The organism is Thiolinea disciformis DSM 14473, from assembly GCF_000371925.1.
Classification (GTDB): Bacteria; Pseudomonadota; Gammaproteobacteria; order Thiotrichales; family Thiotrichaceae; genus Thiolinea; species Thiolinea disciformis.
The window spans coordinates 47,912-72,010 of the sequence record NZ_AQVE01000017.1 but is presented as its reverse complement, the minus strand read 5'-3'; the positions used below and the strand labels follow the sequence as shown (position 1 = coordinate 72,010).

Here is a 24,099-nt window from a genome sequence, read left to right as displayed (position 1 = left end):
GGCATGTCAAAAAACACAGATTTGGCCTCACTCCAAGAACCAATACTTGGGGGAAACTTGATCTAGCGCATTGATATTATGCAAAAAATGCAAAAAGTTGATGAATCTGATGAGTTATAAGAGCTATCCATTTAGGTATAAGCAATTATTCATACCTCCAAATGGATCAGCCTATAAAAACTAAAAATAGCCACTCCATAGCAGCTATTTCTATAAAAATTAAGCGAACACGTGCTGCAAACGTTCCACAGCCTGTTCGATTCGGCTACGCGGTGTGGCAAAATTGAAACGCAAAAAACCTTCGCCACCCTTACCGAAGCTCGCGCCGTGACTCGCCGCAATACCTGCCTCTTTCTGAACTTTGTCGATCACTTGCTGCGGGCTCAAGCCTGTTTCTTTGCAATCCACCCATGCTAAATAAGTTGACTCCATTGGCATGGAAACAAAACCCTTTAATGCGTTAATACCTTCATCTAAAAGGCGACGGTTCGCATCTAAATAAGGCAATAATTCGTCCAACCATGCAGCGCCATGTTGATAAGCAGCGGTTGAAACTAATACGCCAAAACGATTAGGCGAACTGCCTGACGCCATGAGTGCTGCTTGAAATTTTTTGCGTAGTTGAAGGTTTTCGATAATGGCATTGCCCGTCAAACCACCGGCAATATTGAAAGTTTTGGTAGTTGCCGTCAGCATAATTAACTGGTCACGAATGGCTGGCGCAACTAATGGCATGACCGTATGTTTAGCGGGTGCAAACACTAAATCATGGTGAATTTCATCCGACACTAATAATAAATGATGTTCAAGACAAAAATCGGCTAAAGCCTGTAATTCAGCTACCGACCAAACGCGTCCACCCGGATTATGCGGTGAACACAAAATCACCATCGTTTCATGGCCTTTCAGTTGCTTGGCTAAAGCATCCAAATCCATTTCATAAAGCCCGTTACGCATCACCAAGGGTGATTCAATCACTTCGCGTCCATTGGCCTTAATGGTGCGAGCAAACGCGTGATACACTGGTGTGAATAAAATAACGCCATCATGCGGTTGAGTAAAAGCCTGCAAACACAAGGCTACACCTGCTACCAAACCATGTGTGGTAAAAATCCACTGCGGGTCAACTTCCCAGTGATGGCGTGTACGCATCCATGTTTGTACGGCCGCATAATGATCCGTATCATCGCCAAAATAACCATGCACCCCGTGCTCCACTTCAGCTTTTAAGGCTTCGGTGATAGCAGGTGCTGTACGGAAATCCATATCGGCAACCCACATCGCTAAACCGGCATCCGGTGAAACACCATACAGAGCTTGCATCATGTCCCACTTCATACAATGACTGTGGCGGCGATCAATGATTTCATCGAAATTCATAACCATGCTCAACTTGATTCAAAACGCTTATTTTGCGCGTTTAGCCGCTCAAGCACCAGCACACAAACGGCGCTCCGTCCCATCACAAATTCCGTACCGCTAACCAAACCCAAACCGGTATTTTTTTTAGATATTGCCAATACTTAGCCAAAGATAGTTAGAGTGAAGGAATCATCATGAGACGCTCAAGACCTTGGCTAGGCTGGCTCGTGTTGCTAAGTATAGTGACCGCTACAGCTTATGCAGAGCAATATGATAAGCCCAAGGCTGAGCGCGAAGGTGTCTCCAACCGTGACCCTGCTTACGGTATTTATCTTGCGAATCTTGCCCAAGGCTATTACGCCATGGGTCAATATGAAAAAGCCTTAGACTACTACCAACAAGCGGCTGCCCATACAGCCTATCACCTTGGCATTAAGCACCCAAATATGGGAATTTTAAATAATAATCTCGGCCTAGTGCATACCGCTTTAGGCGATCCGGCTACTGCTAGAAGCCATTACGCTGCCTCGGTGATCGTGCTACAAGCCGCTGGCAACGACTACGAAGCAGATTTAGCGGACACGTTAAATAACCTAGGCATGTGGCATGACAAGCACGGCAAAAGCCAGCAAGCCTTAGCGCTTTATCAAAAAGCACTCACGCTGAAAGCAAAACATTCAGGTAAAGATTCCCTAGCGGTCGCCGCTATTTTGCATAATCTTGCGGAACATTATCGTCTGGAAAAAAACTATTCTGAAGCCCTGAAATGGCACGAGAAAGTGTTAGTGATTCGCGAAACCCAATTAGGTAAGGATCATGCGAGCACCGCGCAAACCCAATCCCTGATCGCAGCCCTATACCATCAGCAAGGTTTAATCGACAAAGCCATTCCATTATACGAACAATCGCTTACAACGCTCGAAAATACCTTAGGCAAGGATCATGCATTTTTAGTCACGGTGCTGAATAATTTGGGGCATTTGCAAAACACCCAAGGACATTTACCTAAGGCGCAAGCATTGACTGAACGGGCTTTAGGCATTAGTCGCTTGCAATATGGAAACCAGGCTATAACGACTGCGGATACCTTGAGCCAATTGGGCGGCATTTATCGTCAGCAAGATAAACATGATAAAGCTTTACAGCTTTATCAAGAAGCCATAGAAATTTATACCAAGCAGTTAGGCACTGACCATATCAAGCTAGCGGAATTAGCGACCAGCATGGGGCAAATTTATGAAGAAGACGAGCAGACCGCATTAGCAATTCCGCACTACGAGCGTGCCCTAGCGATTTTTCAAAAAAAGCTGGGTGAACAAGACAGCGCCACACTAAGAGTATTACAAGCCCTAGCGCAAGCCTACCAAGCGAATCAAGACTTAGCCAAAGCCTTACCTTTGTATCGCAAACAACTCCAGTTATTAGAGCTTGCTGATAAAGACCATTTACAAATTGCTTTTGCCGCCTATGCGCTCGCCAAATTGGAACAAAGTGCTTACGAAAGTGACGCAGCCAGCCAACATTATGAACAAGCCATCACCCTGCTAAAGCCACATAAAACGCAACAGGCATTGCAAAGTGAGGCTTTGGTCGCTCTCGGTGGCCTTGCTTATACGAAGCGTGACTATGCGAAAGCACTTACGGCGTATCAGGATGCCTTGGTGTTACGCAAGCAACTGTATGGCGATGCTTCACTGCCTGTAGCAGCAGTCTTGAATAATTTGGGGACAGCCTATTTTGGCTTAAAACAATACAAAGAAGCGGTAAATAACTTGGAAGCCGCCTTGCAAATTCAACGCGCGAAGCTGGGTGACAATCACCCAGCGCTTAATTATACGCAAGAAAATCTAAAAGCTAGCCGCGAACAGCTAGATCACCTCACACCCTAGGGCTTTTGCGCCCCTACTACCAAAGTCACCATGGCATTAGGGTCTAATTTCGCTTGGAAAGCGCGTTTAATATCCGCTACCGTAATGGCATCCACACGCTGCGTCCACACATCTAAATAATCCAATGGCAGATTATTACGCGCAATATTGGCTATATTATTCAGAAGCTTACGATTACTGTCAATGCGCAAAGCAAAGCCACCCATCAGGTTATCCTTAGCCGCTTTCAGTTCTGCATCCGTTGGGCCTTTTTCGACAAAGTCTTTCAAAACCTGCATAGAAACATCGACAGCTTGCTGGGCTTGATCAGGACGTGTTTGCAAACCAATCATAAACTCGCCCACATTTTGGCGTGCTGCAAAATAGCTATAAACGCTATAAGACAAGCCTCGCTTTTCACGTACCTCTTCGGTCAAACGTGAAACGAAACCACCACCGCCGAGGATGTAATTACCCACTAAAATGGCAAAGAAATCGGGATCACTACGCTTCATGGCAGGCTGCCCAATCATTACTTGCGCTTGGGCGGAATCAAAAGGAATATCTTTCTTAAGCGCAGCACTGAGTTTGGATGCATCCTCAACGGGTGCTAAGACAGGACAGCCTTTTTGATCCGCAATTTGCAAACCTTCCAATAATTCAGTCACAATTTTATCAGCTTGTTCGTGGCTTAAAGCACCTACTATGCTGACTTTGGCATGACAAGGATTGAGTTTGGTTTTATAAAACTGGCCTAAATCCTCGAGTGTAATCGCTTTTAGGCTTTCCTCAGTGGTCACATGACCATAAGGATGTGAGCCAAAAACGGCCTTGGTGAACTCAGTGGTAGCCACATAATCGGGTTGCGTTTGCGCTTCTTTTAAAGCAGCAATCGACTTCTCCAACTCACGTTCGGCTACCGCTTTGTCAAAAGCAGGTGCGGCAATTTGATGAGCGGCCAAAGCCACCGCTTTAGGCAAGACATCAGGATAAGTTAAGCTACGCAATTCAAATGAAAAACTATCTTCATCCGAAGAGACGCCAAATTCTGCCCCTAAATCAGCCCACGCATCGCCTAAAGCAGCTTCATCTAAAGCAGACTTATCTTTCCACGCCAACACGCCCTTATTAGTCAAAGTAGCCACAGCGGAGGCTAAGCCCATTTTATCAGCCGGATCGCGCCGAGACCCTGCATCAAATTCAATATGAATATCCACCATCGGAATACCCATACTAGACGCTAACCAAACCCCAGTGCCATTCACTTGCTTCCAATGCTCGATAGGCGTTGCAGCTTGCGCGATGGCTGCGGCCAAACTCAACACACCCGCCAATAACGCTTTACTTACGGTCTTAAATATTATTTTTTTCATGATTAATGTCTCAAGCCAGCCGGAGGAGTACGAGGTTTTGCATTAGGATCGCGCGGCTGTGGATTCAATACCGCTACGGTTAATTGATCATCGTTAAAATACTTTTGCGCCACAGCTTTGACTTGATCCGCCGTAATCTTACGCAGCATTTCAATCATTTTATCCTTGGTATCCAAGGGCAAACCAATAGCCCATAAAGAACCCAGTTGATTGGCCTGAGAAAAAACCGAATCGCGCTGATAAACTTCGGAGGCAATCCACTGTGTTTTTACACGTTGCAACTCCGCCTCTGTCACGCCCTCTTCTGCAACGCGCTTAATTTGAGCGCGTAACGCCGCCTGTAACTCACCGACGTTTTTACCTTTAGATGGCACACCCTCAACGAAGAATAATTGGGGGCCACGACCGTACAAACCATTGCTGGTGCTAGCACTATCTGCAATACGGTTGTCACTATTGATTAAGTTGCGCTCAAAACGCGAGCCATCATTACCATCTAAAATGGCCGATAGCACCGTTAGCGTTAACGCATCCCAATCGCTTGGCGTTGGATTATCCACATTACGTAATTGCGGCACTTTAAACGCCATCAACAGGTAAGGTTGATCTGCCGGTGCTTTTACTGATAAGGCACGCATGCCTGTTTGGGCGGGCTCTTTGACGACTTTACGCTCCTCGACCGGATGCGTTGGCAAGGCGCCATAATACTTTTCGGCCAAGGCATAAGCTTCGTCAGGCTTCACATCGCCAGCGACCACTAAAGCGGCATTAAGTGGGTTGTACCATTTTTTATAAAAAGCACGCGCATCATTCGGCGTCATATTGTCCAAATCAGTCATCCAACCAATGATGGGATTTTGATAAGGGTGCGCCATATAAGTCGCCGCCATTAATTGCTCATAGAGCAAGGAGCGAGGACGATCATCCGTACGCATACGACGCTCTTCTTTGACCACCTCGAGCTCTTTCTTAAACTCTTCATCAGGCCATTCATTATTAACAAAACGGTCTGACTCCAGCTTCATAACCTCTTCTAATTTTTCTTTCGGAATTTGCTGGTAATAGGCCGTGTAATCATCGCTGGTAAAGGCATTTTCATCGCCGCCGAGTGCTGCTACACGACGTGAAAACTCACCGCCTTTCACAGTAGGCGTTCCTTTAAAAAGCATATGCTCCAATACATGCGCCACACCCGTCGTCCCACTCAACTCATCCATTGCCCCCACACGGTGCCAAAGCATATGTACGGCGGTTGGAGCGCGATGATCCGGCTTCACAATCAGTTGCATACCGTTTTTTAGGGTGAAGAATCGTGGTGCTAAATCATCTGCTGCTTGGGATGCTGGCATAGCTGATACATGACTGCTAGCCTGAGCAGGTGCAGTTGTTGCTGTGGATTCTTGCGCACTAACCACCCAACTCGCCGCCATCAGGCAGCTACATAACATTATTTTTTTCATCAATTTGCCTAATAATTATTAAACTAACGCTTTAGCCTGCTGATCCGCGTGATAAGACGAGCGCACTAGCGGACCGCTGGCAACATGCTCAAAACCAATCGACTCACCATACTCACGCAACATCTCAAACTCATCCGGCGAATAATAACGCTCGACGGGCAAGTGAGAATTGGAGGGCGCAAGATATTGGCCAATCGTCAACATACGGCAACCATGGGCACGCAAATCACGCATGGTTTCTTTTAATTCCTCCACTGTTTCCCCCAAACCCACCATTACACCTGATTTAGTAGGAACACTGGGATGACGCTCACCAAATAACTTAATTAAATCCAACGACCATTGGTAATCAGCCCCCGGGCGAGCTTGTTTATACAAACGTGGCACAGTTTCCATATTATGATTAAACACATCGGGTGGTGCGACAGACAATTCCTCTAACGCGATTTCCATTCGCCCACGAAAATCCGGTGTTAAAATTTCTACCTTAATGTCTGGGCGAGCCTCACGCACCGCACGTACACAATCAGAAAAATGCTTAGCTCCACCATCACGTAAATCATCGCGATCCACGGAAGTAATGACCACATACTTAAGCTGCATACTTTCGACAGCTTCGGCCAAATGTGCGGGCTCTTGCTCATCCACCGGTAAGGGACGACCATGCCCCACTTCGCAAAACGGACAGCGACGTGTGCATACCTGCCCCAGAATCATAAACGTTGCCGTACCATGACCAAAGCATTCGGGCAAATTCGGGCACGCCGCTTCTTCGCATACCGTATGCAGCTTATTATTGCGCAGCATATGACGCACTTTATTCGCCTGAGAAGCAGAGGGTAGTCTTACCTTCAGCCAAGCAGGTTTTTTTAATGGCTCATCTTTAGGCACAACCTTAATAGGAATACGAGAAACTTTGTCTTCGCGACGTTGGGGAACGCCCGGCTCGGGCTTATTGGGTGATGACATAGTATATGTGCCTGTTAATTACGGTTTAAGCCAATACAAAATATGCTGCCTCAACAACACAAAATATCAGCGTCCATATTTTTTCGGGTCGACGCCTAACGAACGCATTTTGCGGTATAAATGGGTGCGCTCCATCTTTACCTGATCTGCCAATTTACTGACATTGCCATCGGCATGTTTCAGTTGATAGACCAAGTAATCGTGCTCAAATTGCTCACGGGCTTGGCGTAACGGTAAATCATATAAGCTTTCGGGCATAAAACCGACTTCATGATTAAATACCGGAATCGACGCGCCAACCGCCTCTTCCGCCTCCTCCAAACTAATATCTACTTCCGTCCCGAGCAATAATAAGCGCTGTACAAGATTACGTAACTCCAACATATTTCCTGCCCAACGCTGATTGCGCAGGAAGTTTTGTGCGGGAAACGTAAAATGGCGGTACGGTAAGCCTTCTTGTGAAGTGAGTTGATTCACGTAGTAATTCAACAATTCCGGAATATCTTCTGCATGATCACGCAAAGGCGGGATTTGCAGAGGAATCACACTCAGCTGATAAAACAAAGCTTCTAAGAAATGTCCACCCTCTACATCATCTTGTAAATCATGCGATGATGAGGCAATCACGCGGCAATCAAAATCAATTTCAGTCTGAACACCCACTCGGGCAAAACGCCTTGTTTCTAAAGCACGCACCAAAATACGTTGGCTTTCCAGATCTAATTCAGAGACTTCCATGAGATACAAAAAGCCACCATTGGCTTGATCGACTAAGCCATATTGCACATTCCCATGGGCATCTTCTGAGCCGAATAATTGCTCGGCTAGTTGACTAGGCTCTAAGACAGGTAATACGACTTTGATAAAAGGTCGTGATTTGCGTGAACTGTGGGCATGAAGAAAACGCGCTATAGTTTCTTTTCCAACACCGGGTTCACCATACAAAAGCACAGTAGCATCATGGGCAGCCAAACGCGTAGCTTGTTCGCGCAATTGCTGCATACCACGGCTATTACCGACAATTTCATGATTTTGTATGACTTGGCGGCGCAAACCTTGGTTTTCTTGCTCCAATTGACTAGCCCGCAAAGCATTTTCTATCGTCAGCAGCATTTTAGCAGTGGAAAGGGGTTTTTCGATAAAGTCATAAGCCCCCAATTTGGTCGCTTCAACCGCCGTTTCTATCGTGCCATGCCCTGACATCATAATGACGGGTCCCGCCAACACCTTCGTTTCACGCCACTCTTTTAAGAGTGAAATACCATCCAGCCCCGGCATCCAAATATCGAGCAAAATTAAATCAGGACGGCGCTGGCGCTGAATGTCTCGCGCACGCTCCGCATTTTCTGCTGTCTCAACGCGATACCCTTCATCTTCTAAAATTTCGCTGACAATTTGACGAATATCCGGCTCGTCATCTACCACCAAAATTAATCGTGCGCTCATAACTTTATCCTACTTGGTGTCTAGCGGAAATCTTATCGTAAGCATAGCGCCATTCGGTTCAAGGTTCTTAGCGCTAAGCGTTCCATGGTGCTCTTCTACAATTTTCTTCACAATGGCCAAACCAAGACCAGTGCCCTTATGTTTGCTGGTCACATAAGGTTCAAATAGCTGCGGCAATAATTCTGGTGGAATACCAGGGCCATTATCCTGCACACATAATAGCGCAGCCTGCTTAGCAGCATCCAATCCAATGCTAGTTCGAATGGTTATACACCCTTCATTATTCGACTCAGCAATCGCTTCCAAGGCATTTTTTACTAAATTCACTAATAATTGGCGAATCCGATGCGCATCCAACAGCATCAGCGGTAAAGCATTTTCCTCGAAAACAATACGCACTTGTTGGGTATTTCCGGCATATAAATCGACCACCTCACGCACCAACTGATTCAAATTAATGGGTTGCAGCACTAACACAGGTGCTTTGGCATAATCACTAAAGGCATTTACCATCGCTTTTAAGGTATCGACTTGCTGAATAATAGTTCGAGTCATGCGATTTAAAAACTCGCTCGACTCACTATCTAATACTTTATCTAATTTACGCGTGAGGCGCTCAGCCGATAATTGAATCGGTGTGAGCGGGTTTTTAATCTCATGTGCCAAACGACGCGCTACCTCACTCCATGCCGCATCATGCTCAGCCTGCACCACGTCTGTCACATCCTCAAACACCAAAACATAGCCACGTTGCTGTGTTGAAGTATCCGGCAAACTCGCACCACGGCACACTAACACCTTACGCCCTTTTTCCGACACCAAATTAATTTCCGTTTGCCAATCTTCCTGCGGATTATTCAGCCATGGTGTCAATGCTGTGCAGAATAGCTGCAAATTATCATGTTCTTGGCACATCGCGCCTAAAGGCAAGCCGACAAAATCTTGTAAACGCACGTCCAAAATATAACTTGCCGCTGTATTGACGCGACGAATTACCGAATCTTCATCTAAAGTAATCACGCCAGATGATAAATGCTCCAGCACGACATATAAATAATCATGCTCTTGTTGTAATTGCTGACGCGCTTGCTCACGTTCATGCTGGACATTCGACAAACGCCGAGTCATGGTATTAAACGAGCGCGCCAATAAACTAAAATCATCTCGATCTGAAACAGGCAATTTCTTTTGCAAATTGCCAGAAGCAACCGCTAAAGTGCCTTCCACTAAATCTCTGACAGGTTGCGTTAAACGGCGCGAAAAAATAAAAGCCGCCCAGAGTGCAAATAGCACAGTCAAAATAACAATCACCGACAACGCTAAACGAAAAGCATCTTTTAACAAATCTTGATTAAAAGATAAGTGCTTATATTCTTCTTGAGCATTCGAGACACTATTTGCTAAAAGACGCTCACGTTCTGGCACGGGTAATAAGGCTGTTAGAATGCCATTTTTAGGGTTATTCTTATCACCATACTTGACTTTTAATGCTACCCGAACAAATAAAGATTGATTATTTTCAGTAGGCTCTAAATGCTGATAACTCCCGCGAATTTCAACACGACGTAATAAATCCTTTAAAGAAAAGAAAGGTACCAATTGATTAAATTCATCAACACTAGTAGCAATAAAACGTTGATCATTCCCAATTAATAACACTTCATGTGCACCATTGCGTGCACGCCAATCATCTAATAGCGCCGCTATTTCAATACGATCCTTGCTAAAAAACTGATAAGATAATTTTTCCAAATCTTTTAGATAGGCTGTATTGCGTGTTGATAAGGATAGACGCGCTAATTCTAAAGCATCATCTAAGGCTCCTTCAATTTGCGAATCCAATTGTTTGCCTACATTTTTTCCAATAAAGTTCATGGAAAAATAAGAAACTATCAGCACAGGAATTAAGGTTAAAACCAAAAAACCTGTCATTAGGCGTAGGGTGAAGCGCGAACCGGCTTGGCGTAAGCGCCACTGATTTAAAGCACGAATAACATTGGTTAAAATCGCAATAACCAATGTTATTAAGATAAAAACATTAAGATAAACTAGACCCTTACCATACCACCAAGAATTGCTCGCGTTGGAAATATCCTGAGTTACGTTATGCAATAAACCGAGTGAAATACTCAACAAAACGCCAATAATGCCAACGGGGATCCAACGTTGCCAGCCTTGCATCATGGGCTAATAGACGGCGTAATCGGCCACATAACCCCTTGGCTTACCAAGCGGTTTTTACTCGAAAAAAGGGCAGATAAATTCAAAGGCATACTGGATGCTTTTGGCTCTAACACAGCTTCTACATAAATGGAAGCGTTATCTTGATAAGCCGCTTCAGGCAATTCAGGCAATTCAAAATTTTTAATTTTTCCAATATAATCCAAAGCAGCAGATAAATTAGAGAAGTTCCAGTTTTCCTCAGTATCTTTCCGCACTACTTGGTATTGCCTACTTAAGGCATGGTATTTTAACTCAGTCACTACCTCTGCAATTTTCTGATTTTTATTAAACCACCACTCGCTATGCCAAACCAAATCAAATTTAATTTCATTCCGTAACGCAATACCATTTAATAAGCTTTCACGCATATAATCCGAGATCTGATAATTGAACTGAATGTTAGCAACCAATACTTTAGGATTTTCTTCACTGGCCTCCAGAGAAAAGTTTTGCAAGGTGATTTCCTCCGAACTTGCCAACACTTGAGCTTGTAGCATTAGAATTAGCCCTAAAGTAGTCCAGCATTGTAACCACCATTGTTTTTTCATTATATTGATTCCTACGCGAGCTTTTGTAGCAGCGCATAATAAAAACCATCACAGCCTAATTCGCCGGGCAGCATTTGTTTCCCTATTTCACCACGCCCCCAAGAGGTTTTTAAGGGCACTAGCTGAGCATCGGTTTGCTTTTCAATAAACTGTTTCACTTGATAGTAATTTTCTTCTGGTAGAATAGAACAGGTAGCATACAATAAATAACCTTTTGGTTTTAGCACCTGCCACAAACTCGCCAACAATCGGGCTTGTTCTTGTTGTAAAACCTCAATATCCGAATTTTTACGCAATAATTTAATATCCGGATGGCGCCGAATCACGCCTGTGGCTGAGCAAGGGGCATCCAGTAAAATGCTATCGAATAACTGCCCATCCCACCACGCTTTTACATCCGCCGCATCAGCACTTTTTATCCTAGCGGTTAAGCCTAAGCGTTTTAAATTGTCGTCCACCTGCTTTAAACGCTGTGCGCTACTGTCCAAAGCCAGCACATCAATATTCGGATAACGCTCCAACAAATGTGTGGTTTTCCCTCCGGGAGCGGCACACGCATCCAACACGCGCTGACCTGCCTGACAAGGCAAAAGCTGCGCAGCAAATTGGGCTGCACCATCCTGAACTGATACCGCACCCTCGGCAAAACGCGGCAACTTTTGTATAGGCACTGGCTCAACTAGACTCAATCCCATATCAGTTTCAGGAATAATAAAGGATTCAAGGCCAGCTTCGCGCAATAAACGTTGATACTCAGCCCGCGTCAGTTGCCGTGCATTGACCCGTAGGCTCATCGGTGGATGCTCATGGCTAGCGTGCATAATCGCTTGCCAAGCGTCTGGCCAAGCTTGCTTTAAGCGCGTGGAGAGCCAAGTCGGAAAAGAATATTGCGCGGTTTCTATTTGGTCGGCTTTAGCTAAAACAGTAGTTTGCTCACGCAAAAATTGGCGTAATACACCATTCACCAAACCACCGGCCCATGGCTTTCTCAAAACCTGCGCTGCTTGAACCGTTTCGTTGACTGCTGCGTGATCGGGCGTGCGCTGATAAATTAATTGGTATAATCCCAGACGTAATAAGCACTCTACATCTTTGTCAGAAGGCTTTAAGGGTTTTTTGAGTAACTCACGCAAAATCGCGCCCAAACGCCCATGGACCCGCAAAGCACCAAAGCAAGCATTCTGCACCCAAGCACGATCATCAGCACTCAATTGTAAAATAGAAGTATGTTGCAACACGTCCGTTAGCGATTCGCCTTGATAAATGACACGCTGTAAGGATTTAGCGGCCAGCGCGCGCAATTTCATCGCGAAGCTTCCTTACTAAAACACACCCCCTTTAAGGAACGTGCATTTACAAAATCAGCCACTTTCAGGCGTTTTCCACCCGCCATCTGCAATTCCAAAATCCGTACTATGCCGCCATCGCCCGCAGCAATATCAATACCTTCTTTACTCTCTGCAATCACGGTTCCGGCGGCTTGCTGTGTTTGAGTGCTTAAGCATTGTGAAGCAAAAAAACGCACCGGTTGATCTAATTGCAAACTAAATGCGGTCGGCCAAGCATCAAACGCGCGAATTTTACGATCAATCACCGCCGCCGCTTGTGTCCAATCAATCTCTGCTTCGGCTTTATCCAACTTATGCGCATAATTAGCGAGGCTCTCATCTTGCACCTCTGGCTGCAGTGAGCCGGTTTTTACTTGCTTCAAAACACTTAATAAGGCCTCTGCACCTTCTTGCGCCAAACGATCATGAATGCTTTGCGCACCATCGTAGGCGCGGATCGGGCAAGTAACTTTATAAAGCATATCGCCAGTATCTAAGCCTTTGGCCATTTGCATAATAGTCACCCCCGTCTCGCTATCACCCGCTTCAATCGCACGCTGAATCGGCGCAGCACCACGCCAACGAGGCAGTAAAGAGCCATGAATATTAAGACAGCCATAACGCGGGATATCCAAAACTGCTTGCGGCAGAATCAAGCCATAAGCTGCTACTACCATGACATCAGCCTTATAAGCGCGCAAATTATTCTGAGCATCTTGATCTTTTAAGCTCAAAGGCTGCTCAACTGGAATACCCGCATCCAAGGCTACTTGCTTGACTGGGCCGGCTACTAATTTGCGCCCGCGCCCCGAGGGACGATCTGGCTGAGTATAGACCGCGACCACTGAGTGCTCTGATGTCAGTAAAGCCTTCAGGGCAGGAACAGCAAACGCTGGCGTTCCAGCATAGACCACGCGTAATCCACTCATCCAGCACTCGCTTGTTTTGGGGTTGGCGCGCTTGCTGTTTGGCGGCTAATTTTTTCCATTTTTTTACGCACACGCTGTTGCTTCAAAGAAGACAAATAATCAACAAACAACTTACCGTCTAAATGATCTAACTCATGCTGAATACAAACCGCCAGCAAGCCCTCTGCTTCTAACTCAAAAGACTTCCCGAAGCGATCTAAAGAGCGAAGCTTGATTTTCTCAGCACGCGTCACTTTGTCGTAGTATTCTGGGACTGATAGACACCCCTCTTCTGACTCGGCTGAACCCTCTTTTTCGAGAATTTCAGCATTAATCAAAAATAAAGGCTCATCACGATTCTCTGATAAATCAATCACCACCACACGCTTTTGCACATTCACTTGGGTGGCCGCCAAACCAATCCCCTTAGCGGCATACATGGTCTCGCGCATATCATCCAATAATTGGCGCACAGTATCGTCAACTTGTGCCACTGGCATAGCCTTTTTACGCAGACGAGGGTCAGGGTGATGCAGAATTTCTAATAGAGCCATAATTTTTAGTTACCGAAAATCCGAAAATGGTACGATTATTGAACACGGTGGCTTATTATAACGCAAAGTCATGCCATGAAATAATTACTATAAAGTTAGAATAACAAGGATAAGAACATGCTCCGCTTTCCACACGCACTCAGGGCTATAGCGATTGGCAGTGTAGCGGCAACTTTAGCAGCATGTAGTCACATGCCATTGCCTAGCTCCCTGCCAACGGAAAAACCACCCACCAAAGTTCCGACCAACTATGATGCCTATTATGGCTCACCTACCCAACATCAAAACGGTGCTGCGCGACGTGATCAGGCTGGTCAAACAACGGATGCGTTGCAACTTCAGCCTAATGCGCCACAAAAATACGTGGTCAAAAAAGGCGATACCCTGTGGAAAATTGCAAAAAAGTTTTTAGTCAATCCTTGGTATTGGCCGGAAATTTGGGATAAAAATCGCAATCTTGCCAATCCCCATAAGCTGTTTCCGGGCGACATTTTGTATCTGTCCACTGAAAACATTCAAGCGGCTGATGGCACTACCCGTTTAGAGCCACGTATTCGAGTAGAACGCCTCGGCAATCAAGGGCAGCCTATTTCGGTCTTAGCCAACTTTCTAGAATGGCCACGTATTATGGATGAAACCGAAATCCGTAATGCGCCTTATTTATTAGAATCCCGCGATGGGCATACCCTCATTGCTCCGGGTGAAACCTTGTATGCCCGCAATGTACGCGCCCCGATTGGACAGCGTTTGGCGGTATATCATCCGGACGGCCCCGTTCTTGATCCCGAAACCAAACAAGTTTTAGGGCATCAAGTCAAATATGGTGGGGTGGTGCGAGTAGAACGGACTAACGAGGTTTCGACCTTAACCTTATTGGAATCTTTTAACCAAGTCCGTTCTGGCGACCGTTTACTACCCATTCAAAAAGTTCATGCTGAGTTAAACGCACCGATTCAATACCCACCCATCAAGATTCGTGGTCAAATCGCGGGTCTATACGAAGCGGATTACATTAGCGCGGATTACATGGTCATTGCCATTAATCGCGGCAAACAACATGGTCTCAAGCCCGGCTATACGGTAGGCATTTATCACGATGGTATGACCGTGGCGGACCCTTATCAACCGCGTCAAGGTGGCATGCCACAAGTCCAATTACCACCCGAGAAAGTCGCGAATGCCGTGATTTATTCAGTCGGTGATAAAGTCAGTTACGCACTTATCATGGATTCTACACGCGAAGTTTCAAATGGGGATAAAATCGGTAATCCCTAAGAGTTACCGAGCATCCCAATTTGAAAGTATTTGATGATGAGTTGTCAGCGCGCCTGTTTATCTGGCGCGTTTCGGGCATTGGCCCTGCGATGATACAACGCTTGTTGGGCTACTTTGGCAGCATTCAACAAGCACTCCAACACAATGCCAGTCAACTAACCAAGGCCGGTTTAAAACCCGATCTCATCCAAGCCATTCAAGACCAAGCCGAAAGTACTGCTCAAGCGGACTTAGATTGGCTAGCCAAGGCCAATCATCGCCATATTTTACTGCTAGAAGACTCGCGTTATCCTGCCCTATTACGTGATACCAAAGCAGCTCCACCCTTATTATTTGTCGCGGGGAATCCTGATTTACTAAATGACCCTCAGATTGCTATTGTGGGTAGTCGCAATCCAAGCCATAGCGGTTTAGATAATGCCAAAGCCTTTGCCCATCATTTGGCTGGTAATGGCTTAGGTGTCACCAGCGGCTTAGCACTCGGCATTGATACCGCAAGCCATCAGGGGGCACTGGAAGCACAAGGCAGCACGATAGCGGTCATTGGCACCGGTTTAGATATTATCTATCCCGCTAGCAATCGCCGCCTTGCGGAACAGATTGTCGAACAGGGGGCCATTGTCAGTGAATTTCCGATTGGCACTAAACCACAAGCTCATAACTTTCCACGGCGTAATCGTGTGATCAGCGGCATGGCCTTAGGAACTTTAGTCGTTGAAGCGACCTTACAAAGTGGCTCTTTAGTGACTGCGCAACACGCGATGGAGCAAGGACGCGAAGTGTTTGCTATCCCGGGTTCTATCCATAACCCCATGGCACGCGGCTGCCATCGCCTAATCCGTCAAGGCGCAAAACTGGTCGAAACGGCCGGTGATATTTTAGAAGAAATGGCTCCCCAACTACACGCTTTCCTGCAAACTACTCCTCTCACTACTACCACACATGAGCTTAGCTCAAACCTTAAACCAAGCTCCAAAACCTCGGCACCATCGACCCATTGGCAAGCAGATGAAGTTCTTGATGAAGAAAATCAACAACTCCTTGCGGCGTTAGGCTTCGATCCAATACCGATTGACCAATTAGTACTACGTACAGGCTTGACCACTGAGGTTGTTTCCTCCATGCTGCTAATGCTGGAATTACAGGGCCTTGTGTCATCCTGTGGCGGTGGCCACTACCTGCGGTTAAAGCCGAGAGACTGAGCTAGATGAAAGAAAACACCTTGGATGTTTTATTCTATTTATTCGATAACTACCCCGAACTTGACGACACGCATTCTGAAGATCGTGGAGCCATGGACGCCTATTTAAAACGAGCGGGCTTTTTTGCGGGTGAAATTGATCAGGCATTTGCGTGGCTGGAAAGCCTAGGCGATAGCAGTCATGATATTGAGGACACCTATCATGCAGATGCGATACGCTTTTTTGCTCCTCGCGAACAGCGCTGGCTGAATGCGGAATGCCAAGGCTATCTCCTCTATCTCGAACAATGCGGCATCCTCAAACCCGAGACGCGCGAGCAAGTTATAGATCGAATTTTGGAATTGGAAGACAGTGACTTCGATCTCAATCGCTTAAAATGGGTCTTATTTGTCATACTCCTTAATCGCCCTGAGGAGAGCTCGGCAAGCTTATGGACTGAGGGTTTGAGCCTCGACGGTAACAAGCCGACTTATCACTAGATCAAAAACTAACGCTTTACTTTTGCTTAGTTTTCAGGTTTAAAATGCAGGCCACCGCCTTTAGCGGTTATCATTAATGCATTAAATACAACCTAAAAACGGCTCATGAGCGAAAATCTGGTCATTGTCGAATCACCGGCAAAAGCAAAAACGATACAAAAATACCTCGGAAAAGATTTCGAAGTACTGGCTTCCTATGGTCATGTGCGTGACTTAATTCCTAAAAAAGGTGCGGTCGATCCTGACAACGGCTTTGCGATGAAATATGAAATCATCGACCGTAATAAGCCCAAAGTGGATGCTATTGCGCGCGCCCTAAAAAAAGCGAAGGCACTTTATCTGGCCACCGACCCTGATCGCGAAGGTGAGGCCATTTCTTGGCATTTGTATGAATTACTCAAAGAACGCGGCGTTCTCGAAGGCAAGCCTGTGCATCGTGTTGTCTTCCACGAAATTACCCAGAATGCGGTGCGGGAAGCTGTTGCCCATCCACGTCAACTAGCCTATGAGCTTATTGATGCACAACAAGCGCGCCGTGCCTTGGACTATTTGGTTGGCTTCAATCTCTCGCCTTTATTGTGGCGCAAAATCAAGCAAGGCTTGTCGGCTGGACGCGTACAAAGTCCGGCCTTACGTATGATTGTGGAACGCGAATTAGAAATTGAGAAATTCGTGCCGCAAGAATATTGGAGCTTAACCGCGCAACTGGAAAAAGAAAAATTCACCTTTCAAGGCAAACTGCATACGTTGGACGGTAAACGTTTAGAGCAGTTTGATATTGTTAAGGACGAAAGTGCTTATAGTGTGCGCGAACGTTTACTGAAAACCGCAAATGGCAAACTAAGCGTCAGCAAAATTGAGAAAAAGGAACGCAAGCGCTCGCCTTCACCACCTTTTACCACCTCAACCTTGCAACAAGAGGCCGTGCGTAAATTACGTTTTTCTTCGCAACGTACGATGCGTACTGCTCAGCAATTATACGAAGGTATTGACCTAGGCAATGGCCCTGTTGGTTTGATTACTTATATGCGTACCGACTCGGTCACACTGGCGGGCGAAGCTCTTAGCGAATTGCGCCAATTGATTCAAGAGCGCTATGGCAACGATCAAGTGCCAGATGCGCCACGCCAATACAAAACTAAATCCAAGAATGCGCAAGAGGCTCACGAAGCGATTCGTCCGACCTCATGCTATCGTGTGCCAGAAGAAATTCGCGCTCATTTAAGCGACGAGCAGTTCCGCCTTTATCAGTTAATTTGGCAACGTACTGTGGCCTGCCAGATGATTCATGCAACCATCGACACTGTCTCCGTAGATTTGAATGCTGAACCCACTAGTTTCTTTCGTGCCACAGGTTCAACTGTGCGTGATCTAGGCTTTTTAGCAGTCTACGAAGAAGGCTTGGACGATCAGAAAAGCGAAAAAGAATTTCCGCTTCCGCCCTTAAAAGAAGGCGAGTCTGTACCTTTGTTGGACATTATCGCGGCACAACATTTTACCGAACCCCCACCCCGTTTTACCGAAGCCACGTTGGTAAAGACCTTGGAGGAATACGGCATCGGTCGCCCATCCACCTATGCTTCGATTATTTCAACCTTACAAGCCCGTGAATATGTGGAGTTGGATCAACGCCGCTTTTTCCCCACTGATATTGGCCGCATCGTCAATAAATTTCTGACTGAGCATTTTGCACGTTATGTAGATTATGATTTTACCGCCAATTTGGAAGATCAATTAGACGAAATTTCGCGCGGCGAGAAAGAATGGGTGCCGGTGATGGAACAATTCTGGCAGCCTTTTATCGAGCAACTGGGCTCGACCACGGAAAATGTACAGCGCAGCGAAATTGTGCCTGCACGCGAAATTGGTGTTGACCCACGTACCGGCAAACCGGTTTCAGTCCGGATGGGACGCTTCGGGCCTTTTGTGCAAATTGGTAGCCGTGAAGACGAAGACAAACCGGTTTTTGCCAGTCTACGTCCGGGCATGAAAATGGATAGCGTGACACTGGAGGATGCTCTAGAGCTATTTCAATTGCCGCGCACTTTAGGTGAAACCGCAGAAGGACAAACCATTAGCACGAATATTGGCCGTTTTGGCCCCTATGTGAAATATGGCTCGACTTTCGTGTCTTTGAAAAAAGACGATGATCCTTATACCGTCACCTTAGAACGTGCGCTGCAATTAATTGAAGAGAAAAAGATTTCGGATCGCGAAAAAACTTTGAATGATTTTGGTGATGGCATTTTATTATTAAAAGGTCGTTGGGGGCCTTATTTAGCGCAAGGAAAAATCAAAGCGCGCTTACCGAAAGATCGCGATCCCCAAACGGTCACAGTGGAAGAAGCACGCGATTTAATTAAGCAAGCAACGCCTGAAAAACCTGCGAAAAAAACAAAGGCTGCTAAAACGGCTGAAGCAGAAACACCCCGTGCGGAGGCTGATACTTCAACGCTTAAGAAAGTGAAGGCGACTAAGCCGAAAGCAGAAACTGTTGCCAAGGCTGAGAAACCAACAGCTAAGAAAGTGGCTGCTAAAAAAGCAACGCCTAAAACAAGTACCGCGAAAACTGAAAAAGCTCCTAAAGCTAAAGCCACCGCAGTCAAAAAAGCCAGCTAATGACTATAGGGACAGACATCCACGCTGCAGTAGCCATTGTACAGCATGGAGGCTTACTAGCCTATCCGACCGAGGCCGTATTCGGTTTAGGCTGTGATCCCAGCAACTTAGTGGCTGTCGAGCGCTTACTTACCCTCAAGCAACGCCCCATCGAAAAGGGTCTAATCCTGATTGCTAGCGATCTCAGCCAGCTAGACGATTATCTTGACCCGATTCCAACCGAACTTCTAGCACGGATCCATCCAACTTGGCCCGGCCCTATTACTTGGTTGTTACCTGCCAAAACGAACGTTTCCACATGGCTACGTGGCGAGCACCTCGGTCTAGCCGTGCGCATTAGCGCACACCCGACGTGCCAAATACTCTGCCAAAAATTAGGGCATCCTTTGATATCCACTAGCGCCAACCGTACTACTGAACCTGCTGCCCGCGATGCGCCAACAGTGAAAGCTTATTTCGAAGACCAAGTAGATTACATTTTAGATTTACCCACCGGCGGGCGCGCACAACCCAGTGAAATTCGTGATGCACTGAGCGGAAAAACTATACGCGCCTCTTAGTACCAAGCTTTTGCAAACGCTTTGCACCACGTGTGCAAAGTAAAGCTTTAAGCTAAATGCTTTCATCACCACTGCAAGCGATTATGAACTACTTTATTGCCGCACTAGCTTTATTCTTAGTCGAAGTATTAATTGCCACCACCTTCAAAGACTATCACTTTATACGAGCTTATTTAGGTGATTTTCTGGTAGTGATATTGTTATACTGCCTATTAAAGGCATTTACTTCTTTTGAGAATAGCCATTTGGCCTGGGGCATTTTCATGTTTGCTAGCTTGCTAGAAGTGGCGCAATACTTTCACTTAGCGGATCATTTACAACTCAGTGGCATTCCCAGAATTATCGTTGGAACCAGTTTTAGTTTTTATGATATTTTAATGTATGCAGCAGGCTGCCTAACTATTTACTGGCTAGATATTAAAATACTCCTTGCTGTAGAAAAATCATGAAGCAAGCTATTTCTATTGTTATTCCTACGCATAATCGTCCTGATTTTCTTTTAAAAGCTGTTGAGTCTGCTTTAGAAAACTGCAGCGCTCAAGGTGAGGTTATAGTGGTGGATGATCGATCCCAGATTCCTGCTGCAACGCTTCTAATGCCTCTTCAAGATCCACGCCTAAAAATAATTAGGAATAAAAATCAACACGGTGGCGCGGCTTATGCTAGAAATCTCGGCGCTCAACACGCACATCATGAAATAGTCATGTTTTTAGATGATGATGACACCTTCTTTGAAGGGTATATCGAAGCCTTACTTAATTCCGCTGAATTAGCACAAGCTGATTATGGTTATGGTCAAATTTCTTTTACTAAAAAAGAAATACTATCAAAGCCAAAAGAAAAATTTACTTTGCTAACAGATAATAAAAAATTTAGGCAATATTTATCGGGAACTAATGGAGGCTATTGGGTCAGGCGCAGCACTTTTTTAGCACTAGGTGGATTTGATACCGCGCAAACAGTTGATGAGGATACGGATTTATGTGTGCGTTTTATTAGCGCTGGTGCCAAATGTTTAGTTTATCATGGCCTCGCTACGCTGGTATTCCACAGCAATGTTTCAGTACCAGATCAAAAAATAACACAGCTTTCTTTTGATACTAAGGCGCAAACTGTTTTGAGTTGTTATAAAAGAACCTATGAAAAGGCAGCACCACAGTTTTCACCCTCTAGTGAAGCCGCTTGGTATTTAACGAGTCGTTATGTCAGACGTGCTGTTAGAGCGGGAGCACAACGAGAGGCTTTGGCATTTTGTTTGGCGCAACACTCAGCTATTTTAAAGCTAAGGCTGCTTGCATTTTATCATAAAAAGCGAATTTCACAGGTGCTGCGCAAAACCTTTGCATCACTGAAACGGCAGACTAATTAGTCTCTGACCAAGTTTGCTTTAACTCCTCCAGCTTACGCCGTTCACGCTTATCGGGTTTACGTACCGGCACTAATACACCATGTAAACGCCGCAACTCAATCAATTGTTCGCGCTGCTCACGCTGATGCTCATCTTCTTGATAAAGCAAAACAGCCTCTTTAGCGGGTCGACGCTCATCATTGACTGCCAACACCGTCACTTGCCAAGTGTCACTACCCTTTTTGATACGAATGCTATCGTCCATTCGCACATCACGCGACGGTTTCACCCGTTCATTATTAACTTGAATATGCCCCGCATTAATCGCTTCAACGGCTAATGAACGGGTTTTAAAAAAACGAGCTGCCCACAGCCATTTATCAATTCTGACCGCTGTTAAGGTTTCCACTCCAGCGGCCAATCTACGACTCTGTCTTCCCATTCGTCCTCTTTACATTGTTTGGTATACACAAATTTACCGCGTACCGATTCATTTTGCTCGTGCACGGTATCTAAACTGCCGGATACTAAATGATGCCACGACGGTAAATCCTCGCCCTCTTGTAATAGACGATAGGCACAACTCGGTGGCATCCAATATAAAGCCTCTAAATTATCGGGTCGTAATTTGACACAATCCGGCATTAAGACTTCACGCCGCGTATAATCACTGCATTTACAGGTACCGGCTTCCAACAAATCACAAGCCACATCGGTATAATAGACGGTACCATCCTCTTCATCTTCTAATTTGACCAAACAGCATTTTGCACAATGGTCACATAAACTTTCCCATTCCGTACTGGATAAGTCTGCCAATTTTTTTGTTTTCCACCATGGCAACTTCGGATCGGTCTTATGACTCATGCTTGCTCGTCTCGGGCTGGGATAATAAACGTTGGTTGAGTGCGTTATAATGGGCTGGTGAGCTATAATAAAAGATATCACTACCATCACTATTCAATAAAATAATCAAACTTTTATTTGGATAAAACCAATACTGTGCATTAGGTTTGACTTCTTTTGTTTCTTTAGGTTCGCCAAAATGCTTAAGCAGCGTATCGGCACTATAATCCGCGCTCGGAATATAGATCAGATATTTAATCAATAAATCATTCGCACGTTTTGTATCTGGCTCAGATAATGTTAAACGCCACGAGCCACTCGGTTGCGCTTTACGTTCAATACCATTCGCTACCATCTGCTCCAAGGTCGCTGAATCAGCCGCTAACTCCACAATCAGTTTCGCTTCGAAGACCCCTAACAGTTTTTTCCCAAAATATGCTTCGACTATTTTTTTCTGTTTTGCATCTACAAACACCGCAAGCTCAGGAAAATGTTGCCATGTTTGAATGGCATCTTTTAAAGTCGCTTTACCCAACGTTAGATGAAAAACTTGCGACGTATCAGCCGCCGTTTTTTCTATCTGCCACGGTAAATAATCGGTTTTTTTCGCTTCGCCACAAGCGCTTAAATGGACTAGCCCAGCCAACAGCAGCGCTGAAGCTAAGATCTTCACGACCTGTTTCATATCATTCCTAGCTCACACTCAAAATCCAGCGCATCATACGCCCTTATACAATGCCCGCATACCATTCTTCACTCTCGCCTTGCTCACGTAATAACACCACTAACTCCTCGATATAATGTTTAAGGTATTTGTTTTTTACCCATGCAATACGTGTCGTGGAGTGAGGCAACAAATGCGATAAATCGCGCAAGACTAAGTCATCATGATGAATATGTGAATACGCCATTTTTGCAATAATCCCCGCGCCAAAACCCAAGCGAACATAAGTTAAGATGACATCCGTATCGGTCGCGGCAAAGGATACATTCAAATTTAAACCTTGTTCCCGAAAGGAGTCATGAATCTTCGAACGCCCGGCAAAACCAAATACATAAGTTAAAATAGGATGCTGTGCAATACGCGCTAAGGTCAATTCGCCTTCGGTCAAATCATGGCCTACGGGCAGCACAAGGCCATGATTCCAGTCATAACACTTTTCACTCACTAAGCCCGGCGCACGCCCAATCTCCTCGGTGCAAACGGCAATATCGGCTTTGCCCGCTAATAACATATCCACTAATTGACTAGGTGAACCTTGTAATAAATGAATAGCCACCCCTGGATAACGTTGGCGGAATTCAATTAAAGCTTCTGGTAGAAAATATTTAGCTTGGGTATGGGTGGTGGCAATTCTGACATCACCGCTGGTTTCCATGCGAAAATCATCTGCGGTAGCGCGAATATTTTCTAGCGCTTGTTCAATCGCATCAACCTCTTTGACCAAAGCACGACAAATGGGTGTGGGCTCTACAAGACGCTTACCTTTGCGTTCAAACAAAGGCATTCCTAACTCCTCTTCCAAGAGGCTTAATTGCCGACTGACCGCTGATTGCACCACATAATGTTGAGCAGCTGCACGCGAGACATTCATACCATTACTAAGCAAGGTTTTTAAGAGGCGTAACTGTAGAAGCTTCATACAAGCCCATCCTTTTATGTCTTTTAGAGATATAAATATCTAAATATATCGTTTTTAGCGATTAAATAACATCATTACACTAGGTGGC

Annotated in this window: 22 protein-coding genes; 8 read left to right on the top strand and 14 right to left on the bottom strand. The window is 45.5% G+C overall.

The genetic code is table 11. The features are described 5' to 3' along the window. Positions 1-219 precede the first annotated feature (219 nt). A complete protein-coding gene (locus A3IE_RS0113160) occupies positions 220-1,380 on the bottom strand; it encodes a MalY/PatB family protein (RefSeq protein ID WP_026154933.1) in 1,161 nt (386 codons plus the stop codon). 176 nt (positions 1,381-1,556) lie between these two features. On the opposite strand from A3IE_RS0113160, the gene A3IE_RS0113155 reads away from it, so the two are divergent. Beyond that, positions 1,557-3,251: a tetratricopeptide repeat protein gene (locus A3IE_RS0113155; RefSeq protein WP_020396085.1), complete on the top strand. Its 1,695-nt coding sequence runs from the start codon at positions 1,557-1,559 to the stop codon at positions 3,249-3,251. Here A3IE_RS0113155 and A3IE_RS0113150 read toward each other — a convergent pair. The 9 genes from A3IE_RS0113150 to def all read right to left on the bottom strand — a co-directional run bounded on the left by A3IE_RS0113150 (position 3,248) and on the right by def (position 14,039). Continuing rightward, on the bottom strand, positions 3,248-4,603 hold the full coding sequence (locus A3IE_RS0113150; RefSeq protein ID WP_020396084.1) for a M16 family metallopeptidase: 1,356 nt from the start codon (positions 4,601-4,603) through the stop codon (positions 3,248-3,250). The genes A3IE_RS0113155 and A3IE_RS0113150 overlap by 4 nt on opposite strands. 2 nt (positions 4,604-4,605) lie before the next feature. Continuing rightward, positions 4,606-6,063, bottom strand: a complete 1,458-nt coding sequence (locus A3IE_RS0113145) for a M16 family metallopeptidase (RefSeq protein WP_020396083.1) — start codon at positions 6,061-6,063, stop codon at positions 4,606-4,608. An 18-nt stretch (positions 6,064-6,081) separates the two neighbouring features. Then, entirely contained in the window at positions 6,082-7,032 is a 951-nt protein-coding gene (gene lipA / locus A3IE_RS0113140) for a lipoyl synthase (RefSeq protein ID WP_020396082.1), read from the bottom strand. A gap of 66 nt (positions 7,033-7,098) precedes the next feature. Continuing rightward, entirely contained in the window at positions 7,099-8,478 is a 1,380-nt protein-coding gene (locus A3IE_RS0113135) for a sigma-54-dependent transcriptional regulator (RefSeq protein ID WP_020396081.1), read from the bottom strand. A 9-nt stretch (positions 8,479-8,487) separates the two neighbouring features. Next, positions 8,488-10,662, bottom strand: a complete 2,175-nt coding sequence (locus A3IE_RS0113130; RefSeq protein ID WP_020396080.1) for a sensor histidine kinase — start codon at positions 10,660-10,662, stop codon at positions 8,488-8,490. Continuing rightward, on the bottom strand, positions 10,659-11,249 hold the full coding sequence (locus A3IE_RS0113125; RefSeq protein WP_020396079.1) for a DUF4390 domain-containing protein: 591 nt from the start codon (positions 11,247-11,249) through the stop codon (positions 10,659-10,661). The genes A3IE_RS0113130 and A3IE_RS0113125 overlap by 4 nt, the downstream gene beginning before the upstream one ends. Before the next feature lie 11 nt (positions 11,250-11,260). Next, a complete protein-coding gene (gene rsmB, locus A3IE_RS0113120; protein ID WP_020396078.1) occupies positions 11,261-12,556 on the bottom strand; it encodes a 16S rRNA (cytosine(967)-C(5))-methyltransferase RsmB in 1,296 nt (431 codons plus the stop codon). Continuing rightward, on the bottom strand, positions 12,553-13,506 hold the full coding sequence (fmt, locus tag A3IE_RS0113115) for a methionyl-tRNA formyltransferase (RefSeq protein WP_020396077.1): 954 nt from the start codon (positions 13,504-13,506) through the stop codon (positions 12,553-12,555). The genes rsmB and fmt overlap by 4 nt, the downstream gene beginning before the upstream one ends. Then, complete coding sequence (gene def, locus A3IE_RS0113110; RefSeq protein ID WP_020396076.1) at positions 13,503-14,039, bottom strand: peptide deformylase; 537 nt, start codon at positions 14,037-14,039, stop codon at positions 13,503-13,505. Before def ends, fmt begins: the two co-directional genes overlap by 4 nt. Before the next feature lie 117 nt (positions 14,040-14,156). Here def and A3IE_RS0113105 point away from each other — a divergent pair, with 117 nt between their 5' ends. From A3IE_RS0113105 to A3IE_RS22160, 7 genes are all read left to right on the top strand, one after another. Further along, positions 14,157-15,314, top strand: a complete 1,158-nt coding sequence (locus A3IE_RS0113105; protein WP_020396075.1) for a LysM peptidoglycan-binding domain-containing protein — start codon at positions 14,157-14,159, stop codon at positions 15,312-15,314. 20 nt (positions 15,315-15,334) lie between these two features. Next, complete coding sequence (dprA, locus tag A3IE_RS0113100) at positions 15,335-16,516, top strand: DNA-processing protein DprA (RefSeq protein ID WP_020396074.1); 1,182 nt, start codon at positions 15,335-15,337, stop codon at positions 16,514-16,516. Positions 16,517-16,521: 5 nt separating this feature from the next. Then, positions 16,522-16,995, top strand: coding sequence for a Smg family protein (locus tag A3IE_RS0113095; RefSeq protein WP_020396073.1), 474 nt, complete (start codon positions 16,522-16,524; stop codon positions 16,993-16,995). 105 nt (positions 16,996-17,100) lie between these two features. Then, entirely contained in the window at positions 17,101-19,614 is a 2,514-nt protein-coding gene (locus A3IE_RS0113090; protein ID WP_020396072.1) for a DNA topoisomerase I, read from the top strand. Continuing rightward, positions 19,614-20,174, top strand: a complete 561-nt coding sequence (gene tsaC, locus A3IE_RS0113085) for an L-threonylcarbamoyladenylate synthase type 1 TsaC (RefSeq protein ID WP_020396071.1) — start codon at positions 19,614-19,616, stop codon at positions 20,172-20,174. The genes A3IE_RS0113090 and tsaC overlap by 1 nt, the downstream gene beginning before the upstream one ends. A 56-nt stretch (positions 20,175-20,230) precedes the next feature. Continuing rightward, positions 20,231-20,623 carry a ribosomal maturation YjgA family protein gene (locus tag A3IE_RS0113080; RefSeq protein ID WP_020396070.1) on the top strand — a complete coding sequence of 131 codons (393 nt, stop codon included), beginning with the start codon at positions 20,231-20,233 and terminating at the stop codon, positions 20,621-20,623. Further along, positions 20,620-21,543 (top strand): glycosyltransferase family 2 protein, encoded by a 924-nt coding sequence (locus A3IE_RS22160; protein WP_020396069.1) that lies wholly within the window; start codon positions 20,620-20,622, stop codon positions 21,541-21,543. Before A3IE_RS0113080 ends, A3IE_RS22160 begins: the two co-directional genes overlap by 4 nt. Here the strand turns inward: A3IE_RS22160 and A3IE_RS0113070 are convergent. Genes A3IE_RS0113070 through A3IE_RS0113055 form a run of 4 tightly spaced genes read right to left on the bottom strand, consistent with a single transcriptional unit; the run spans position 21,536 to position 24,011 of the window. Next, positions 21,536-21,931, bottom strand: coding sequence for an RNA-binding S4 domain-containing protein (locus A3IE_RS0113070; protein WP_020396068.1), 396 nt, complete (start codon positions 21,929-21,931; stop codon positions 21,536-21,538). The genes A3IE_RS22160 and A3IE_RS0113070 overlap by 8 nt on opposite strands. Beyond that, complete coding sequence (locus A3IE_RS0113065) at positions 21,919-22,389, bottom strand: YcgN family cysteine cluster protein (protein WP_020396067.1); 471 nt, start codon at positions 22,387-22,389, stop codon at positions 21,919-21,921. The genes A3IE_RS0113070 and A3IE_RS0113065 overlap by 13 nt, the downstream gene beginning before the upstream one ends. After that, a complete protein-coding gene (locus A3IE_RS22885) occupies positions 22,379-23,053 on the bottom strand; it encodes a hypothetical protein (protein ID WP_020396066.1) in 675 nt (224 codons plus the stop codon). Before A3IE_RS22885 ends, A3IE_RS0113065 begins: the two co-directional genes overlap by 11 nt. A 43-nt stretch (positions 23,054-23,096) precedes the next feature. Beyond that, on the bottom strand, positions 23,097-24,011 hold the full coding sequence (locus A3IE_RS0113055; protein WP_020396065.1) for a LysR substrate-binding domain-containing protein: 915 nt from the start codon (positions 24,009-24,011) through the stop codon (positions 23,097-23,099). Between the last annotated feature and the right edge of the window lie 88 nt (positions 24,012-24,099).

Coding starts and splice junctions, on each gene's coding strand:
- A3IE_RS0113160 (WP_026154933.1), bottom strand. CDS start 1,380: ATGAATTTCGATGAAATCATTGATCGCCGCCACAGTCATTGTATGAAG.
- A3IE_RS0113155 (WP_020396085.1), top strand. CDS start 1,557: ATGAGACGCTCAAGACCTTGGCTAGGCTGGCTCGTGTTGCTAAGTATA.
- A3IE_RS0113150 (WP_020396084.1), bottom strand. CDS start 4,603: ATGAAAAAAATAATATTTAAGACCGTAAGTAAAGCGTTATTGGCGGGT.
- A3IE_RS0113145 (WP_020396083.1), bottom strand. CDS start 6,063: ATGAAAAAAATAATGTTATGTAGCTGCCTGATGGCGGCGAGTTGGGTG.
- lipA (WP_020396082.1), bottom strand. CDS start 7,032: ATGTCATCACCCAATAAGCCCGAGCCGGGCGTTCCCCAACGTCGCGAA.
- A3IE_RS0113135 (WP_020396081.1), bottom strand. CDS start 8,478: ATGAGCGCACGATTAATTTTGGTGGTAGATGACGAGCCGGATATTCGT.
- A3IE_RS0113130 (WP_020396080.1), bottom strand. CDS start 10,662: ATGATGCAAGGCTGGCAACGTTGGATCCCCGTTGGCATTATTGGCGTT.
- A3IE_RS0113125 (WP_020396079.1), bottom strand. CDS start 11,249: ATGAAAAAACAATGGTGGTTACAATGCTGGACTACTTTAGGGCTAATT.
- rsmB (WP_020396078.1), bottom strand. CDS start 12,556: ATGAAATTGCGCGCGCTGGCCGCTAAATCCTTACAGCGTGTCATTTAT.
- fmt (WP_020396077.1), bottom strand. CDS start 13,506: ATGAGTGGATTACGCGTGGTCTATGCTGGAACGCCAGCGTTTGCTGTT.
- def (WP_020396076.1), bottom strand. CDS start 14,039: ATGGCTCTATTAGAAATTCTGCATCACCCTGACCCTCGTCTGCGTAAA.
- A3IE_RS0113105 (WP_020396075.1), top strand. CDS start 14,157: ATGCTCCGCTTTCCACACGCACTCAGGGCTATAGCGATTGGCAGTGTA.
- A3IE_RS0113095 (WP_020396073.1), top strand. CDS start 16,522: ATGAAAGAAAACACCTTGGATGTTTTATTCTATTTATTCGATAACTAC.
- A3IE_RS0113090 (WP_020396072.1), top strand. CDS start 17,101: ATGAGCGAAAATCTGGTCATTGTCGAATCACCGGCAAAAGCAAAAACG.
- tsaC (WP_020396071.1), top strand. CDS start 19,614: ATGACTATAGGGACAGACATCCACGCTGCAGTAGCCATTGTACAGCAT.
- A3IE_RS0113080 (WP_020396070.1), top strand. CDS start 20,231: ATGCTTTCATCACCACTGCAAGCGATTATGAACTACTTTATTGCCGCA.
- A3IE_RS22160 (WP_020396069.1), top strand. CDS start 20,620: ATGAAGCAAGCTATTTCTATTGTTATTCCTACGCATAATCGTCCTGAT.
- A3IE_RS0113065 (WP_020396067.1), bottom strand. CDS start 22,389: ATGAGTCATAAGACCGATCCGAAGTTGCCATGGTGGAAAACAAAAAAA.
- A3IE_RS22885 (WP_020396066.1), bottom strand. CDS start 23,053: ATGAAACAGGTCGTGAAGATCTTAGCTTCAGCGCTGCTGTTGGCTGGG.
- A3IE_RS0113055 (WP_020396065.1), bottom strand. CDS start 24,011: ATGAAGCTTCTACAGTTACGCCTCTTAAAAACCTTGCTTAGTAATGGT.